Origin of the sequence: Paracoccus sp. SSJ (assembly GCF_030234105.1) — a bacterium.
Lineage (GTDB): Bacteria > Pseudomonadota > Alphaproteobacteria > Rhodobacterales > Rhodobacteraceae > Paracoccus > Paracoccus denitrificans.
Map to the genome: position 1 here is coordinate 278,670 of NZ_JASSPE010000001.1, position 15,686 is coordinate 294,355.

Sequence of the window (15,686 nt, forward strand, 5' to 3'; positions counted from 1 at the left end):
CTACAGCGGCAAGGACTGCCGCTGGTCGCGGGCCAGGAACTGCTGGATCTGGCGGACGATCTGGTCCGCATGCGCCTTTGCCAGCCGGTCGCACAGCTCGACATCCCGCGCCTCGATCGCCGCGATCATCGCTTCGTGTTCATCGACATATTCACGCGGCAGGCGGTCGTTGAACGACTGGTAATACAGCCGCAAAAGGCGGCGCCCTTCGTCCAGAAGGCGCAGGAACAGGCTGAGGTAATAGGGATTGCGGCCGGCCTCGGCGATGGCCGCATGCAGGTCGCGATTGGAGGCGATCATCGCCAAAGCATCCTGCGCCTCGACCGCGGCGGTGAACCTGGCCTGATGCTCGCGGATGATCTCCAGATCGGCGGGCTGGTGATAGCTCGCCGCCAGCCTGGTGGTCACGCGATACATCAGCGTCAGGGCGTCGAAGAACGTATGCATGTTGAGAAAGTCGATATTGGCAACCATGGTCGAGCGGTTCGGCAGCGTCTCGACCAGCCCCTCGCCCGCCAGGCGCACCAGGGCCTCCCGGATCGGCGTCCGGGACATGCCGAAGCGTTCGGCCAGTTGCACCTCGTCGATGGGGCTGCCCGGCGGCAGCACCAGGTCCAGGATTTCGTCGCGTAGCAGGTCATAGACCAGCTTGACGCCCGATCCGCGCCTGCGCTCGGGGAAGGTCTCTGTCTCGGCCATGGGCGCAACTCCTGAAATGCTGTCGGATGACGTCGACAATTTGAATACTTAGAGTTTGCTGGCCATTCAATCCTCCTGCCTTGGGCCAGCCACCTGTCGATCCCTGATCCGATGCAAGCCGGCGCCGACTGTGCCGGCCGCTCCATCGAGACCCAGCAAAGATATAACCAAACGACATATTTTGGCACGACCATGCGATGATATGACCGAACGCCCCACGATAGACTGGCCGGCATCACGAAAGGCCGCCCGGCAACAGGGCGCGCCTGCCGCAGGCACCGGCCGGAGGAGGGCCGTGCCACCGCGACGGGATGCGGCGGATCATGGGAGGTTTGGCAATGCTCAACAGACGGACGTTCATCGCCTCGGGCGCGGCACTGGCGGGGCTGGGGCTGGCGCGGCCGGCGCTGGCGCAGGGCAAGGCGATCAGGATCGGCTATGTCAGCCCGCAGACCGGGCCGCTCTCGGCCTTCTCGGCTGCGGACGCTTTCATGGTCCGGCAATTCCTGGCCGCCGCGCCGGGGCTTGGCATCAAGGCCGAAGTGATCGTCAAGGACAGCCAGTCCAACCCCAACCGCGCCGCCGAGGTGGCGCGCGAGCTGATCAGCCGCGACGAGGTGAACCTGCTGCTGGTCGCCTCGACCCCCGAGACCACCAACCCGGTGTGCAGCGTGGCGGAATCCGAGGAAATCCCGGTGATCTCGACCGTGGCGCCCTGGCAGCCCTGGTTCATCGGCCAGCAGGGCAACCCCGCGGACCCGAACAGCTGGCAGGAATTCGACTATGTCTATCACTTCTTCTGGGGGCTCGAGGACAACGTCCGGGTCTTCATGAACATGTGGGAGGCCGTGCAGACCAACAAATCGGTCGGCGCGCTTTGGCCCAACGACGGCGACGGCAATGCCTGGGCCTCGGACGTAGGCATGCCGCCGGCGCTGGCCGAGACCGGCTACAAGCTGACCGATCCGGGCCGCTACCAGAACCTGACCGACGATTTCAGTGCCCAGATCAGCGCCTTCAAGCAGGCGCAGGCCGAGATCCTGGTCGGCATCCCGATCCCGCCGGACTTCACCACCTTCTGGACCCAGGCCCGGCAACAGGGCTACCGGCCCAGGCTGGTCTCGGTCGCCAAGGCGCTGCTGTTCCCCGAAAGCGTCGCCGCGCTTGGCGAACTGGGCGACAACCTGACCGCCGAGGTCTGGTGGTCCCCGCAGCACCCGTTCCGCTCGTCCCTGACCGGGCAGAGCGCGGGCGAGCTGGCCGGCGATTTCGAGGCGGCCGCGAAACGGCAATGGACCCAGCCCGCCGGCTTCGTCCATGCGCTGTTCGAGGTCGCCGTCGATGCCATCCGCCGCACGGACGACCCCACCGATGCCGATGCGCTGGCCAAGGCCATCGCCGCCACCGACCTGCAAACCGTGGTCGGCCGCGTCGCCTGGGGCCAGGAAAACGTGCCCGAATTCGCCCGCAAGAACGTCGCCAAGACCCCGCTGGTCGGCGGGCAGTGGCGCCGCAAGCAGGACGGCGGCTTCGACCTTGTGATCGTCGAAAACGCGCTGGCGCCCGAGATCCCGCTGGGCGACACGATCCGGACGCTGGCGTGATGGCCCTGCTTTCGCTGCAATCCGTGTCGAAAAGCTTCGGCGCGCTGAAGGTCGCCGACGATGTCAGCTTCGATCTGCAGCCGGGCGAGGCGCTTGGCATCATCGGCCCGAACGGCGCCGGGAAATCGACGCTGTTCAACCTGATCACCGGCAACCTGCGGCCGGACGCCGGGCAGATCCTACTGGACGGGCGCGACATCAGCAGCACTTCCGTCATGGCGCGTTGTGCGGCCGGCATCGGCCGCTCGTTCCAGATCCCGCAGCCCTTCGGCCACCTGTCGGTCTATGAGAACCTGCTGGTCGCGGCGCGCTTCGGCGGCGGCTTGTCGGCGGCCGAGGCGCCGGGGTTCTGCATGGACATCCTGCGCCGCACCGGGCTGGGCGGCGTGGCCGACAGTCCTGCCGGCGGCTTGCCGCTGCTCAGCCGCAAGCGGCTGGAGCTGGCGCGCGCCATGGCGACGCGGCCGCGGGTGCTGCTGCTCGACGAGATCGCCGGCGGGCTGACCGATGCCGAATGCGTCGAACTGGTCGCCACCATCCGCGCCATCCATGCCGAAGGCACAGCCATCGTCTGGATCGAACATGTGCTGCACGCGCTCAACAGCGTGGTGGGCCGGCTGATCGTGCTGAATTTCGGCCGGCTGCTGATGGTCGGCGACGTCGGGACGGTGATGAACTCGGCCGAGGTGTGCGAGATCTACCTGGGGGCCGAGATATGAGCGAACCCATCCTGTCGGTTTCCGGCCTGACCGCGCATTACGGCGATTTCCAGGCGCTGTTCGGCGTCGACGTGGCTCTGGCGCCGGGCGAGGTCGTCGCCATCATCGGCGCCAACGGCGCGGGCAAGACCACCCTGATGCGGGCGATCACTGGCATCGCCAGCATCAGCGCCGGCCGCGTCCGGCTGGACGGGCGCGACATCACCGGCTCTGCCGCGCCCGACATCCTGATGGCCGGCATCGCCATGGTGCCCGAGGGGCGGCGGCTGTTCCCCTCTCTCAGCGTCGAGGAGAACCTGCTGATCGGCGCCCATGCGCGGCGGACCATCGGGCATTGGAACCTGGAAACCGTCTATCGCCTGTTCCCCGCCCTGCATGAGCGGCGCCACCATCCCGGCACGGCATTGTCGGGCGGCCAGCAACAGATGGTCGCCATCGGCCGGGCGCTGATGTCCAATCCGCGCGTGCTGCTGTGCGACGAACTGAGCCTGGGCCTTGCCCCGGTGGTGATCCGCGAGATCTATGCCGCCTTTCCCCAGATCCGTGCCAGCGGCGCCTCGATCCTGGTGATCGAGCAGGACGTGGGCCAGGCGCTGAAGGTGGCCGACCACGTCCACTGCATGATGGAGGGCCGCATCACCCTGTCCGGCCGCCCGGCCGAGCTGTCGCGCGGCGCGATCCACGACGCCTATTTCGGAGCGACCCACTGATGTTTTCGCTGGATACAATCGTGCAGGGCCTGCTGCTGGGCGGGCTATACGCGCTTTTCGCCGCCGGGCTCAGCCTCGTCTTCGGCATCATGCGGCTGGTGAACCTGGCGCATGGCGATCTGATCGTGCTGGGCGCCTATCTGATCCTCGGCATCGGCAGCGCGACGGGCATGAACCCCTTCGTCGCCGCGCTGGTTGCCATGCCGCCGATGTTCGCGCTGGGATGGCTCTTGCAGACGCGGCTGCTGAACCGCGTGCTGGGCGAGGACATCCTGCCGCCGCTTCTGGTCACCTTCGGGCTTTCGGTGGTGATCCAGAACGGGCTGCTTGCCGCCTTCACCGCCGACAGCCGCAAGCTGGCGGCGGGACCAGTCGAGGCCGCGTCGATCACGGTCGGGACGGTGCAGATGGGCGTCATGCCGGTGATGACCCTGGCCACGGCGGTCGCCGTCATCCTTGGCCTGAACCTGCTGTTCTACCGCACCGCGCTGGGACGCGCCTTTCGCGCCACCTCGGACGATGCGGTGACCGCGCAACTCATGGGCATCCGGCCGCAGCGCATCTTCGCCATGGCCACCGGCATCGCGCTGGTCGTCGCCACCATCGCGGCGCTCTACCTTGGCACGCGGGCGAATTTCGACCCCTCGATCGGGCCGGCCCGGTTGCTCTATGCCTTCGAGGCGGTGATCATCGGCGGGCTGGGCAGCCTCTGGGGCACGCTGGCCGGAGGCATGGTGATCGGCCTTGCCCAGACCATGGGTGCGGCGATCAACCCGGAATGGCAGATCCTGGTCGGGCATATCGCCTTCGTGCTGATCCTGATGATCCGCCCGCGCGGGCTGTTCCCCCGAGCCGTCGACTGAAAGGGCGCGATGATGAAGAACGCTTTTCCCCCATACCGCCCGCTGGCGCTTGCCGTCCTTTGCGCGGCAGCCCTTGCCATGGTGCCGCTGATCGGCCCGCGCGCCGTGGTGCAGGACCTGTTCGGCATCCTTTGCCTGCTGGTGCTGGCGCTGAACTGGAACATGCTGGCGGGCTTTGCCGGGCTCGTCTCGGTCGGGCAGCAGGCCTTTGTCGGCATCGGCGCCTATACCATGTTCGCCGCCGTCATCCTGTTCGGGCTGGACCCGCTGGCCGGCGTGCTCCTGGGCGGGCTGGTCGCCATGGCGCTGGCCGTGCCGGTGGCCTGCTTCGTCTTTCGCCTGAACGGCGCCTATTTCGCCATCGGCACCTGGGTCGCGGCCGAGATCGCCCGGCTGGGCCTTGGCCAGTGGAAGGCGCTTGGCGGCGGCACCGGCACCTCGCTGCCCAAGGGCACGACCCGCGACATGCTGGGCGTCGGGCCGGTCAAGGACTGGCTCGGCGTCTCCAGCGCGGCGGCCAGCGACATCGTGCTGTATTGGCTGGCGCTGGGGCTGGTTCTGGCGACACTGGGCGTCTCCTGGGCCTTTTTGCGCTCGCGCATGGGACTGGGCTTGCAGGCGATCCGCGACAATGCCGTGGCCGCGCGCGCGGTGGGCGTCGATCCCGTGCGGCTCAAGGCGCTGGTCTTCCTGCTGACCGCCTTCGGCACCGGCATCTGCGGCGGGCTGCTGTTCATCCAGATCACCCGCATCACCCCGGACGCGGCCTTCTCGCTGCTGGACTGGACGGCCTTCGTGCTGTTCGTCGTGGTGATCGGCGGCATCGGCACCCTGCCCGGCCCCATCGTCGGCGTAGTGGTGTTCTATGCGCTGGAGCGGCTGCTGTCGGATTACGGCAGCGCCTATCTGATCGTGCTGGGCCTGTTCGGCATCGCGGTGATGCTGTTCGCGCGGCGCGGCATCTGGGGCAGCCTGTCCGGGCGCACCGGGCTGGAGCTTCTGCCGCTGGGACACCGCGCCCCCGCACCCGCCCCCGCACCGGCCATCCGGTCCTGACATTCACGAAAGGAAAGAACCATGTCCTATTTCACCGAAGCGGCATCGGTCCAGACCGTCAACGCCCGCATGGGCGAGGCGACCGATGCCCGCCTTGCCGAGGTGATGGCCTGCCTGGTCAAGCACCTGCACGCCTTTGCCAAGGAGATCGGCCTGACCCAGCAGGAATGGGAGGCCGGCATCGACTTCCTGACCCGCACCGGCCAGATCTGCTCGGGTGAGCGGCAGGAGTTCATCCTGCTCTCGGACGTGCTGGGCTTTTCCATGCTGGTCGATGCGATCAACAACCGCCGGCCGACAGGCGCGACCGAGAACACCGTCTTCGGCCCCTTCCATGTCGAGGGCGCGCCGATCCGCGAGATGGGCGAATGCATCAGCCTGGACGGCAAGGGCGAAAGCTGCCTGTTCGAAGGCCGGGTGCTGGACCTCGACGGCAATCCGGTCGAGGGCGCCACGGTCGATGTCTGGTCCGACAATGCCGACGGCTTCTATGACGTGCAGCAGCCGGACATCCAGCCGAAATGGAACAATCGCGGCCGCTTCGTCACCGGGCCGGACGGGCGCTACAGCTTTGTCGGCATCAAGCCGGTCAGCTATCCGATCCCCGACGACGGGCCGGTCGGGCAGATGCTGGGCAAGCTGGGCCGCCATCCCTACCGGCCGGCGCATATGCATTATCTCGTCACCGCGCCGGGCTGTCAGAAGCTGGTCACCCATACCTTCGTCGGCGGGGACACCTATCTGGGATCGGACGCGGTCTTCGGGGTCAAGGACAGCCTGATCGCGCCCTATGAGCGCATCGACGGCGACACCGTCTGGCGCTCGCCCTTCGACTTCATCCTGGTCCCTGCCTGAGCCGATCATGCCCAACGTCAAGATCTATATCGACGAAACCCGCCTCGCCGCCTGCCGCGACGCCATCGAAAAGGCGCTGCCCCGGCTGCGCGACCTGCTTTGCGACGGGCTGGCGGTCGATGCCGCCGCCTGTCAGGTCGCCGCGCTGCCGGTGATGGGCCTGCCCGGCCAGCCGCAGGTGAATGCCGAACTGCTGATCCTGCCGCGCAGCGAACGCACGCCTGAGCGGATCCGCGCCGTCGCCGGGACCATGCGGCAGATGCTGGAACAGGCCAGCGGCCTCGATGTCGCGGTGCGGGTGGGCATGCTGGACCCCAGGACCTATCTGGCGCTGAAATAGGCGCTCAGCCGCGCCGGCGCGTCACCTGCTGGTCGTGCTCCATCCGCGCGGTCAGCCGTGCGAATTCCTCGGTCAGGAAGGCGATGAGCTGGCGCATGGCCGGCGGGCCCGGCCGGTCCTCGGGCAAAAGCAGGCCCAATTGCCGCTCGGGGTGGTCAATGCGCAGCGGCAGCGCCTCCATCGGCACGCTGCGGCGCGACAGGAACACCACCGAATAAGGCAGCACGGTCAGCGCATCGGAACCCGCCATCACCGACTGGATCGAGGCCAGCGTGCCGCCCGAGAAGCTGACGTTGAAATCCTCTTGCCCGATGGATTTCAGCGCCCGCTCCAGATCACGATAAAGCGGGCTGTTCGCCGGCGGCGCGATCCAAGTATAGGGCGCCAGGTCGGCCTGCGCGATCGCCTTGCGCCGGGTCAGCGGATGGCCGGCGCGCGCCGCGACCACGTTGCGGCTGGGCAGGACCGGCATGAAGCTCAGCCCCGGCGGCACCTGGCTGGGATGCAGGGGCAGGATCGCCATGTCCAGCGTACCGTTGCGCAGCGAAACCTCCAGCGTATCGACATAGCCATAGGACTGGTCGATCTGCACCTCGGGATTGCGCATCTGGAAATCCGCGATCATGGTCGAGACCACGCCGTCCATGAAGATCGGCGAGCCGCCGACCCGCAGCCGCCCGGCATGGCCCTTGCGGAAACGCTGGACCAGCAGGCTCGCCTCCTTATTGGCGGCGCGGATGCGGGCGCCGAACCGCGCCAGGCTCAGCCCCAGCTCGGTCGGGCGCAGCGGGCGGCGGCCGGGCTGGAACAGCGGCATGCCGATGCGCTTTTCCAGCAGCGCCATGCTGCGCGAGACCGAGGGCTGCGACTTGCCAAGCGCCTCGGCCCCCTCGGTCAGCCCGCCCTTCTCGACGATCACCGCCAGGATTTCCAGATGTTCGCTGTCTATTTTCATAACTCATTATCATATTATGTTCCGCTCATCCGATCAATATTTGTCTTTGGCCAGTGTAACTTGCCCCGGACGAGGATCGAGGGAGGAAAACCAGTGTCCTTTTTCCGCGAGGAGTTCACCGCGCAAAGCCCTGCCGTCCGCGTGCGTTTCGGCAGCGGCGTGCGCAAGAGCGTCGCCGACGAGATCGACGCGCTCGGCGCCCGCCACGCGCTGATCCTGACGACGCCGCAGCAGGCCGGCATGGCCGAGGAATTCGCCGCTCTTTGCGGCGGCCGCGCGGCCGGCCGGTTCACCGGCGCGGTCATGCATACCCCGGTCGAGGTCTCGGAACAGGCGACCGAACATGCCCGCGGGATCGGTGCCGACGTGCTGGTCGCGGTGGGCGGCGGCTCGACCACCGGGCTTGGCAAGGCCATCGCGCTGCGCACCGGCCTGCCGCAGATCGTCGTGCCCACCACCTATGCCGGCAGCGAGGCGACGCCGATCCTGGGCCAGACCGAAAACGGGCTGAAGACCACGATCACCGACCGCCACGTGCAGCCCGCGGTCATTCTCTACGATGCCGAACTGGTCGCCACGCTGCCGGTGGCGATGACCGTGACCAGCGCGCTCAACGCCATGGCCCATGCCGCCGAGGGGCTTTACGCCCGCGACCGCTCGCCCCTGACCTCGCTGATGGCGGTCGAGGGGCTGCGCGCCTTTCGCGACGCCCTGCCCCGTGTCATTGCGGCGCCGGGCGACCTGGCCGCGCGAGGCGAGACGCTTTATGGCGCATGGCTTTGCGGCTCGGTTCTGGGCCAGGTCGGCATGGCGCTGCACCACAAGCTTTGCCACACGTTGGGCGGCAGCTTCGACCTGCCCCATGCCGAAACCCATGCCGTGATCCTGCCCCATGCCATCGCCTATAACGCGCGGGCGGTGCCCGAACTGCTGGCACCGGTGGCCGAGATCTTCGGCGAGGCCGATCCCGGCCCGGCGCTGCACCGCTTTGCGCGCGAAAGCGGGGCGCCGCTGGCGCTGCGCGACCTGGGCCTGAAGGAGGAGGACCTGGACCGTGCCGCCGAGATCGCCACCCGCAACCCCTATTGGAACCCCCGTCCGGTCGAGCGCGACGCCCTGCGCCGGCTGCTGGCCGCCGCCTGGGCGGGCGAGGCGCCGGGCCGCTGAACCGCCGCCCGCCCGGCCACGGATTTCGACGAAAACTCTGGGAGGAGAGACCCGAATGACTGATATCACCACCGATGTGCTGATCATCGGCACCGGCCCGGCCGGCTCGGCCACCGCCGCGCTGCTGTCGACCTACGGCATCGCCAACATGGCGGTGAACCGCTATCGCTGGCTGGCCAACACGCCCCGCGCCCATATCACCAACCAGCGCACCATGGAGGTGCTGCGCGACCTTGGCCGCGATGTCGAGGACGAGGCCTATATGTTCGCCACCCATCAGGAACTGATGGGCGAGAACATCTTCTGCGAAAGCCTGGCGGGCGAGGAAATCGGCCGGCTGAAGGCCTGGGGCAACCATCCGCTGTCCAAGGCCGAGCACCTGATGTCCTCGCCCACCCGGATGAACGACCTGCCGCAGACCTATATGGAACCCTTGCTGTTCAAGACCGCCTGCTCGCGCGGCACGCAGGGGCGGCTGTCCACCGAATACCTGCGCCACGAGCAGGACGAGGGCGGCGTCACCACTACCTGCCTCGACCGGCTGACCGGGCAGGAGATCACCATCCGCTCGAAATACCTGGTCGGCGCGGATGGCGGCAAGTCGCTGGTCGCCGAACATGCTGGCCTGCCCTTCGAGGGCAAGATGGGCGTGGGCGGCTCGATGAACATCCTGTTCCGGGCCGACCTGTCGAAATACGTCGCGCACCGTCCCTCGGTGCTTTACTGGGTGATGCAGCCCGGCGCCGATGTCGGGGGCATCGGCATGGGGCTGGTGCGCATGGTGCGGCCCTGGAACGAATGGCTGATCGTCTGGGGCTATGACATCAACGGCCCCGAGCCCGAGGTGACCGAGGAATTCGCCACTGGCGTCGCCCGCCAGCTGGTCGGCGATCCCGCGCTGGAGATCGAGCTGCTGTCCGCCAACACCTGGACGGTGAACAACTATTACGCCACCCGGACCGCGAAGGGGCGGGTGTTCTGCATGGGGGACGCGATCCACCGGCATCCGCCGTCGAACGGGCTGGGCTCGAACACCTCGATCCAGGATGCGTTCAACCTGGCCTGGAAACTGGCCCTGGTGCTCAAGGGGCAGGCCGGCGAGCGGCTCTTGGACAGCTATGACGCCGAGCGCGCGCCGGTCGCCCGGCAGATCGTGACCCGCGCCAACCAGTCCATCACCGAGACCGGCCCGATCTTTGCCGCGCTCGGCATGGCCGAGGGGGTGGACCCGGTGCAGATGCAAAAGAACCTGCAGGCCCGCACCGACGGCACCCCCCAGGCCGAGTTGCAGCGCGATGCGATCCGCAAGGCCATCGCCTTCAAGAAATACGAGTTCGACGCGCATGGCGTCGAGATGAACCAGCGCTATCGCTCGGATGCCGTCGTGACCGACGACCAGCTCGAACCGGCCTTCCAGCTCGACCCCGAGCTGCATTACCAGCCGACGACCTGGCCGGGCGCCCGCCTGCCGCATGCCTGGCTTTATCGCCACGGCGACGGGGCCGAGGTCTCGACGCTGGACCTGTGCGGCCATGGCCGCTTCACCCTGCTGACCGCCCTTGGCGGCGAAGCCTGGGCCGAGGCGGCCGAGACGGTGGCGCGCGACCTCGGCATCGATCTGGTCGCCCATGTCATCGGGCCGCGCCAGACCTATGTCGACCACAGCGGCGACTGGGCGCGCGCCTCGGACATCAAGGATAACGGCTGCCTGCTGGTGCGCCCCGACCACCATGTCTGCTGGCGCGCGACCGGCCTTGTCGCGCAGCCCGAGGCAGAGTTGTCGCGCGTGCTGCGCCAGGTTCTGGCGCGCTGAATCCCGGCTGCCGGGCGCGCTGCACCCGGCGGCTCTGACAGGCGTGTCGTGCTAGCCGCGAGGCAGCGGCGGCCGCGGCCGGCGGGCGAGTTCGGTGGCGGCCGCAAGATCGATGCCGGTCATGCAAAGCAGCCGGATGACGACCTTCTCGCTTTCACCGGCCGAAAGCTGGCCCTCGGCCATGGCAAGGCTTGCCCCGATCAGCGCGTGGCAGCTGATCCGCCAGATCAGTTCGGTATCCTCGGCCTCGAACCGCCCGGCTGCCGACGCCTGGCGGAGGTCGCGAATCGCAAAAGGCCCCATCATCCGGAACAATGCATCCGCGATCACCTCGGAACGGTGCAACATCTGCCGCCAGCGCGGATCGCCGGTCGCGGTATCCAGCACGGTGCGGATGCCGAAGGCATAGACCTGCGCCGGGTCCTCGAACCCGTCGGTAACGGCCTGGATGCTGACCCCCAGGTCATGCATCAGCCCCTCGAGCACCGCAATGGCCAGTTCGTCCTTGGACCTGAAGTAATTGTAGATCGTCCCGGCGCCGACATCCGCACGCTCGGCGATCTCCAGCATGGTGGCGGCCTCGGCGCCCTTCTCGGTCATGATCTCGCGCGCGGCCTTGATCAGCGCCGCCCGGTTTCGCCGCTGGCGCCGCGCGACGCGGCCTTCGCCCTTGATCTCTGCCTCGGCCATGTCCCGCCTCGTATTCGTCCCCGAACCATATTCGGAAACGAATCATCTCTCAAGACGGCACAGGGATCTGCCCCCACGCGCGACAATGCACCGCAGGAAGGGGCGAGAATTTTCTCCACGGCACCAATGCATTGCAGGAATTGCATAATCATGAATTATAGTCAAAGTTGACGATTATTCATTTTTAGGAGACATTCTCCGCCAAGCGATCCGCCCGCATGGGAGCGCGGGACGATCGGGCCGGAACCCCGGCAATCGTTTCAGGGAGGAGAAAGAATGACCCAATCCATCCAGGCCATCGACACCGATGTCGCCATCGTCGGCGCGGGCCCGGTCGGCACGCTGCTGGCGATCCTGCTGGGCCAGCGCGGCAAGCGCGTGACGCTGATCGAGCGCTGGAGCACGCATTACGACCTGCCCCGCGCCGTGACCTTCGACCACGAGATCGCCCGCATCCTTGCCACGCTGGGCATCGATGCCGAGAACGACCCCTCGATCAGCCATCACGACGAGCTTTATTATTGGTGCAATGCCAGGGGCGAGAACCTGCAGATCGTGGACTGGCAAAGCCGGTCGGCCAGCGGCTGGCGGGTGCGTTACTGGTTCAACCAGCCCTTGCTGGAAAAGCGCCTGCTGAAGATCGCGGCCGGCATGCCCGAAATCGCCATGATGCGCGGCTGGAACGCCGTTGCGCTGGATCAGGATGCCACGGGCGTCACGCTGTCGCTGCAACGGAACCCCGAGGAGGTCGGGCCGGATGGCGAGCACCGCTCGATCCGGGCGAAATTCGTTGCCGGCACCGACGGCGCCAACAGCTTCGTGCGCAACGCGCTTGGCATCGAGAACGAGGACAAGGGCTATTTCTTCGACTGGCTGATCCTGGACATGCTGCCGAAATTCGACTACCGCGCCTCGCGCCCGGATGAGCCGGCGCAATGGCAGCTTTGCGATCCGAAGCGCCCGACCACCATCGTGCCCGGCGGACCCGCGCCCCGGCCCGGCCAGCCCGACCGCCGGCGCTGGGAATTCATGGTCCTGCCCGGCGAATCCGTGGCCGAGATGCAGACGCCGGAAAAAGCATGGGAATTGCTGGAGCCCTGGGGCCTGACCCCCGACAATGCCGCGCTTGAGCGCGCCGCCGTCTATCGCTTTCAGGCCCGCTGGGCGAAGCAATGGCACAAGGGCCGCTGCCTGATCGGCGGCGACGCCGCCCACCTGATGCCGCCCTTTGCCGGCGAGGGCATGTGCGCCGGCATCCGCGACGCGGTGGCCATGGCCTGGCGGCTGAACCTGATCCTCGACGGCAAGGCGGGCCTCGGCCTGCTCGACAGCTATACCAGCGAGCGCAAGGACCATGCCTGTCACTACATCGAATTCAGCCAGGAACTGGGTCGCATCATCTGCATCGCCGACGAGGCCGAGGCCGCCGAGCGCGACGCCCGCATGATCGCCCAGCTTCATGCGCGCGATCACCGGCCGGTGCCGACCGATATCTGCCATCTCGGCCCCGGCGCCTGGTGCCCGGCCAGCGCCCATGCCGGCGAGCTGTCGGTGCAGAGCGTGGTCGAGCACAAGGGCCGGAGCGGCCGCTTCGACCAGGCCGTAGGCCGGGGCTGGGTGGTAATCGGCCACGAGGCCGATCCGCTGGCCGCGCTGACCCCGGATCAGCGGACGCGGCTCGACCTGCTGGACGGGTTCGGCGTGCAGGTCTGCGCCCCCGGCGGCGATGGCGATGTGATCGACGCCGAAGGCACCTATGGGCGCTGGCTCAAGGGGATCGACGCGAAATATGTGCTGATCCGGCCGGATTTCTATGTCGCGGCGACGGCGAACAGCCCCGAGACCTTCCAGCGGCGCGTCGATGCGGTCATGCGGGCGCTGGACCTGGTCGACAGCCCGGCTTTGGCGGCGGAGTAAGGGAACACGCCCCCTTGACCCGCGCCGCGGTCCGCCCGGATCGCCATCGTGCCCGGCAGGAGGATTTGACAGCGCCGGGCGCGTCGCATCCGCTTTTCCGGCGAAGAGAATACCGCGCGGAAACCGTCGGCCCTGCCCGGAATGGGCAAGGACAGCTCCAGCCGCCCCCTTGCGGCCCGCGCCATGCTCTCGGCGATGGCCAGGCCGAGGCCGGAGCCAGGGCCGCCGGTCTCGGCCCGCTCGAACCGCCGCGGCAGTTCAGCCAGCCGGCCCGCTGGGACCGGCACCGCCTCGTCGGAGACCGCGAACCTGCCGGTGGCCAGAAGCTGGACCATGACCGGCATGTCAGCAAGGAAATGGATCAGCGCGTTCTCGATCAGGTTCCTCAAGGCATCCGGGTCGAGCTGAGACGGCGCGCTGTCCGGCGTGACTACGTCCATCCGGGCGCTTGATCCTGCGGTTCGATGATCCGGCAGGAAACACGCCAAAGCCGCAAGCCGGAGCCCCCTGGTTGGGTATGCGGCCTGTGGCGTTGCGATTCAGCGGACGGGGCGGGATGCCCATGCAACTGGCCCCCGTCCCGCCGCAGCACGGTTTCCGCGTCCGGCCGCGAGGTGCGAGCGCGTCCCGGCCTCAGGCCGTCCGCGTGCCCAGCACCCAGATCAGTTCGGCGTCGACATCGCCCTGCGATGTCCAGCAATGCTCGGTCGAGGCGTCGTAATACATGCTGTCGCCGGGATAGAGCACCAGCGGCTCATAGATCCGGCTGTGGATGACCAGTTCACCCTTGAGAACGGTCAGGAAGATCTCTCCATCCGACACGCCCCATGCCTCGTAATCCTCGGGCGAGCGGGCCTTGACCACGGTGCGGATGGGCGTGAAGCACTTGTCCTTGAGATCCGCGCAAAGCAGCTTGTTGTTGCAGGTGGCGTTGTTCAGGTTGTCGCCCTGTCCGGCCCGGGCAATGCTGCGGCGGCCGGTGGTGGGCGCGTGGCCGGGCTCGTCGCCCAGCAATGCCGACAGCTCGACCTGAAGGCCGCTGGCGATGCGCTGCAAGGTGGTCAGCGTCGGCGAAAGGTCGTTGCGCTCGATCTTGGACAGCGCCGAGGTCGATACCCCGGTCAGGCGCGCGACCTCCTGCAAGGTCAGCTGCTGGCCCTTGCGAAGCGCCTTGAGCCGCGGGCCAAGCTCCAGCGGCCGCTCCCGCCGGGGACGGGCCGTGCGGCGCTGCCTCATTGCGATGTCACCAATCTGGTTCACGATCGGCATGTCTCTCCAGCCTTGCATTCCTGACGTCACGTTATCCGCTGTGCGGCACCCCTGTCCCGCGCGAATTCCCCCCATCCCGAACTTTCCCGCGCCCTGATGCCCTGTAAACATAGGACGGCGGGAAGGTCTCGCTAAGGCGGGGGCAAGATCGGCGCCCGCCTATTGCCCCAGAGCGACCGAACGGTCGCGGGCCGCCTCTGCCGCCTGCGCGATCAAGTCCGGCAAGCCATCCGGCCGCATCAGCACCGCAAGCGCGGCCGCCGTGGTGCCGGCGGGGCTGGTGACTTCGCGGCGCAGCTCGGCCGCATCGCGGCCGCTGGCCACCATCAACGCGGCCGCGCCGCCGACCGTGCCGCAGGCAAGCTGCCGCGCCAGCGCCTCGGGCAGGCCCAGGGCGTGGGCCGCCTGTTCCAGCGCCTCGGCAAAGAGGAACAGATAGGCCGGGCCGGAACCCGAAATCGCCGTCACCGCGTCGATCTGGGCCTCGGCCTCAAGGGCGACGACCTCGCCTGCCGCCGAGAACATCCGCGTCGCAAGCGCCAGATGCCCGGGCCCGGCATGGTCATTGCCGATGATCGCCGTGATGCCGCGACCGACCAGCGCAGGCGTATTGGGCATCGCCCGGATGATCGCGCGGTCGCCAAGCGCCGCGCCGTATTGCTGCAGCGAGACACCGGCCGCGACCGACAGCACCGGCACATCCGCGGGCAACGCCGCAAGACCCGCCAGCACCTCAGCCATCATCTGCGGCTTGACCGCCAGCAGCACGACCGCGGGCCGGGCAGGCCGGGGGGCGTTGACATGCGCGCCCTGCGCGGCAAGCGCCAGCAACCTGTCGCCGGGATGCGGATCCTCGATCCACAGGCTGGCGGGCTGCAATCCCTGCGCGATCCATCCGTCCAGCAGCGCCCCGCCCATCCGGCCGCAACCGACCACCAGCACGCCGCCATCGTTCAGATCTTTCATCGGGATCGCTCCTTGTGCTGCGGGCCATCGAAAGCCCTTGCCCCCTGTCTAGCGGATAAAGTT

General features: G+C 67.8%; 16 protein-coding genes. 10 read left to right on the forward strand and 6 right to left on the reverse strand.

Annotated elements, in window-relative coordinates; all coding sequences use genetic code 11:
* Positions 1-699, reverse strand: a complete 699-nt coding sequence (locus QPR87_RS01310) for a GntR family transcriptional regulator (protein ID WP_011751087.1) — start codon at positions 697-699, stop codon at positions 1-3.
* 338 nt (positions 700-1,037) lie between these two features.
* Between QPR87_RS01310 and QPR87_RS01315 the strand changes: the two genes are divergently transcribed.
* From QPR87_RS01315 to QPR87_RS01345, 7 genes are read left to right on the forward strand one after another with little or no spacing between them, the layout of a single operon-like run.
* Complete coding sequence (locus QPR87_RS01315) at positions 1,038-2,303, forward strand: ABC transporter substrate-binding protein (RefSeq protein ID WP_285047885.1); 1,266 nt, start codon at positions 1,038-1,040, stop codon at positions 2,301-2,303.
* Complete coding sequence (locus QPR87_RS01320; protein ID WP_350310432.1) at positions 2,303-3,022, forward strand: ABC transporter ATP-binding protein; 720 nt, start codon at positions 2,303-2,305, stop codon at positions 3,020-3,022. The genes QPR87_RS01315 and QPR87_RS01320 overlap by 1 nt, the downstream gene beginning before the upstream one ends.
* A complete protein-coding gene (locus QPR87_RS01325) occupies positions 3,019-3,732 on the forward strand; it encodes an ABC transporter ATP-binding protein (protein WP_285047888.1) in 714 nt (237 codons plus the stop codon). Before QPR87_RS01320 ends, QPR87_RS01325 begins: the two co-directional genes overlap by 4 nt.
* A complete protein-coding gene (locus QPR87_RS01330) occupies positions 3,732-4,595 on the forward strand; it encodes a branched-chain amino acid ABC transporter permease (protein ID WP_285047889.1) in 864 nt (287 codons plus the stop codon). The genes QPR87_RS01325 and QPR87_RS01330 overlap by 1 nt, the downstream gene beginning before the upstream one ends.
* A 12-nt stretch (positions 4,596-4,607) precedes the next feature.
* The gene (locus tag QPR87_RS01335; RefSeq protein WP_285047890.1) at positions 4,608-5,651 is read left to right on the forward strand and encodes a branched-chain amino acid ABC transporter permease; all 1,044 of its coding nucleotides are present in this window, start codon (positions 4,608-4,610) and stop codon (positions 5,649-5,651) included.
* Between the two features lie 21 nt (positions 5,652-5,672).
* A complete protein-coding gene (locus QPR87_RS01340; protein WP_285047892.1) occupies positions 5,673-6,506 on the forward strand; it encodes an intradiol ring-cleavage dioxygenase in 834 nt (277 codons plus the stop codon).
* Positions 6,507-6,513: 7 nt separating this feature from the next.
* Positions 6,514-6,846 (forward strand): hypothetical protein, encoded by a 333-nt coding sequence (locus tag QPR87_RS01345; protein WP_285047894.1) that lies wholly within the window; start codon positions 6,514-6,516, stop codon positions 6,844-6,846.
* A 4-nt stretch (positions 6,847-6,850) separates the two neighbouring features.
* Here the strand turns inward: QPR87_RS01345 and QPR87_RS01350 are convergent, their stop codons facing one another.
* On the reverse strand, positions 6,851-7,801 hold the full coding sequence (locus QPR87_RS01350; protein WP_285047896.1) for a LysR family transcriptional regulator: 951 nt from the start codon (positions 7,799-7,801) through the stop codon (positions 6,851-6,853).
* 93 nt (positions 7,802-7,894) lie between these two features.
* On the opposite strand from QPR87_RS01350, the gene QPR87_RS01355 reads away from it, so the two are divergent.
* Both QPR87_RS01355 and QPR87_RS01360 read left to right on the forward strand, forming a co-directional pair.
* Positions 7,895-8,968: a maleylacetate reductase gene (locus tag QPR87_RS01355; RefSeq protein WP_285047897.1), complete on the forward strand. Its 1,074-nt coding sequence runs from the start codon at positions 7,895-7,897 to the stop codon at positions 8,966-8,968.
* A 55-nt stretch (positions 8,969-9,023) separates the two neighbouring features.
* Positions 9,024-10,781 carry an FAD-dependent oxidoreductase gene (locus QPR87_RS01360; protein ID WP_285047898.1) on the forward strand — a complete coding sequence of 586 codons (1,758 nt, stop codon included), beginning with the start codon at positions 9,024-9,026 and terminating at the stop codon, positions 10,779-10,781.
* A 51-nt stretch (positions 10,782-10,832) separates the two neighbouring features.
* Here QPR87_RS01360 and QPR87_RS01365 read toward each other — a convergent pair whose 3' ends face one another.
* Entirely contained in the window at positions 10,833-11,471 is a 639-nt protein-coding gene (locus tag QPR87_RS01365) for a TetR/AcrR family transcriptional regulator (RefSeq protein WP_285047900.1), read from the reverse strand.
* Between the two features lie 276 nt (positions 11,472-11,747).
* Between QPR87_RS01365 and mhpA the strand changes: the two genes are divergently transcribed.
* Positions 11,748-13,388, forward strand: a complete 1,641-nt coding sequence (gene mhpA, locus QPR87_RS01370) for a bifunctional 3-(3-hydroxy-phenyl)propionate/3-hydroxycinnamic acid hydroxylase MhpA (RefSeq protein WP_285047902.1) — start codon at positions 11,748-11,750, stop codon at positions 13,386-13,388.
* Here the strand turns inward: mhpA and QPR87_RS01375 are convergent.
* The 3 genes from QPR87_RS01375 to proC all read right to left on the reverse strand — a co-directional run bounded on the left by QPR87_RS01375 (position 13,283) and on the right by proC (position 15,623).
* Complete coding sequence (locus QPR87_RS01375) at positions 13,283-13,876, reverse strand: ATP-binding protein (RefSeq protein ID WP_285047903.1); 594 nt, start codon at positions 13,874-13,876, stop codon at positions 13,283-13,285. The two genes, mhpA and QPR87_RS01375, sit on opposite strands and share 106 nt — an antisense overlap.
* 145 nt (positions 13,877-14,021) lie before the next feature.
* A complete protein-coding gene (locus tag QPR87_RS01380) occupies positions 14,022-14,657 on the reverse strand; it encodes a helix-turn-helix domain-containing protein (RefSeq protein WP_011751089.1) in 636 nt (211 codons plus the stop codon).
* A 159-nt stretch (positions 14,658-14,816) separates the two neighbouring features.
* Positions 14,817-15,623, reverse strand: coding sequence for a pyrroline-5-carboxylate reductase (proC, locus tag QPR87_RS01385; protein ID WP_285047904.1), 807 nt, complete (start codon positions 15,621-15,623; stop codon positions 14,817-14,819).
* Positions 15,624-15,686: the final 63 nt, after the last annotated feature.

Coding starts and splice junctions, on each gene's coding strand:
- QPR87_RS01310 (WP_011751087.1), bottom strand. CDS start 699: ATGGCCGAGACAGAGACCTTCCCCGAGCGCAGGCGCGGATCGGGCGTC.
- QPR87_RS01315 (WP_285047885.1), top strand. CDS start 1,038: ATGCTCAACAGACGGACGTTCATCGCCTCGGGCGCGGCACTGGCGGGG.
- QPR87_RS01320 (WP_350310432.1), top strand. CDS start 2,303: ATGGCCCTGCTTTCGCTGCAATCCGTGTCGAAAAGCTTCGGCGCGCTG.
- QPR87_RS01325 (WP_285047888.1), top strand. CDS start 3,019: ATGAGCGAACCCATCCTGTCGGTTTCCGGCCTGACCGCGCATTACGGC.
- QPR87_RS01330 (WP_285047889.1), top strand. CDS start 3,732: ATGTTTTCGCTGGATACAATCGTGCAGGGCCTGCTGCTGGGCGGGCTA.
- QPR87_RS01335 (WP_285047890.1), top strand. CDS start 4,608: ATGAAGAACGCTTTTCCCCCATACCGCCCGCTGGCGCTTGCCGTCCTT.
- QPR87_RS01340 (WP_285047892.1), top strand. CDS start 5,673: ATGTCCTATTTCACCGAAGCGGCATCGGTCCAGACCGTCAACGCCCGC.
- QPR87_RS01345 (WP_285047894.1), top strand. CDS start 6,514: ATGCCCAACGTCAAGATCTATATCGACGAAACCCGCCTCGCCGCCTGC.
- QPR87_RS01350 (WP_285047896.1), bottom strand. CDS start 7,801: ATGAAAATAGACAGCGAACATCTGGAAATCCTGGCGGTGATCGTCGAG.
- QPR87_RS01360 (WP_285047898.1), top strand. CDS start 9,024: ATGACTGATATCACCACCGATGTGCTGATCATCGGCACCGGCCCGGCC.
- QPR87_RS01365 (WP_285047900.1), bottom strand. CDS start 11,471: ATGGCCGAGGCAGAGATCAAGGGCGAAGGCCGCGTCGCGCGGCGCCAG.
- mhpA (WP_285047902.1), top strand. CDS start 11,748: ATGACCCAATCCATCCAGGCCATCGACACCGATGTCGCCATCGTCGGC.
- QPR87_RS01380 (WP_011751089.1), bottom strand. CDS start 14,657: ATGCCGATCGTGAACCAGATTGGTGACATCGCAATGAGGCAGCGCCGC.
- proC (WP_285047904.1), bottom strand. CDS start 15,623: ATGAAAGATCTGAACGATGGCGGCGTGCTGGTGGTCGGTTGCGGCCGG.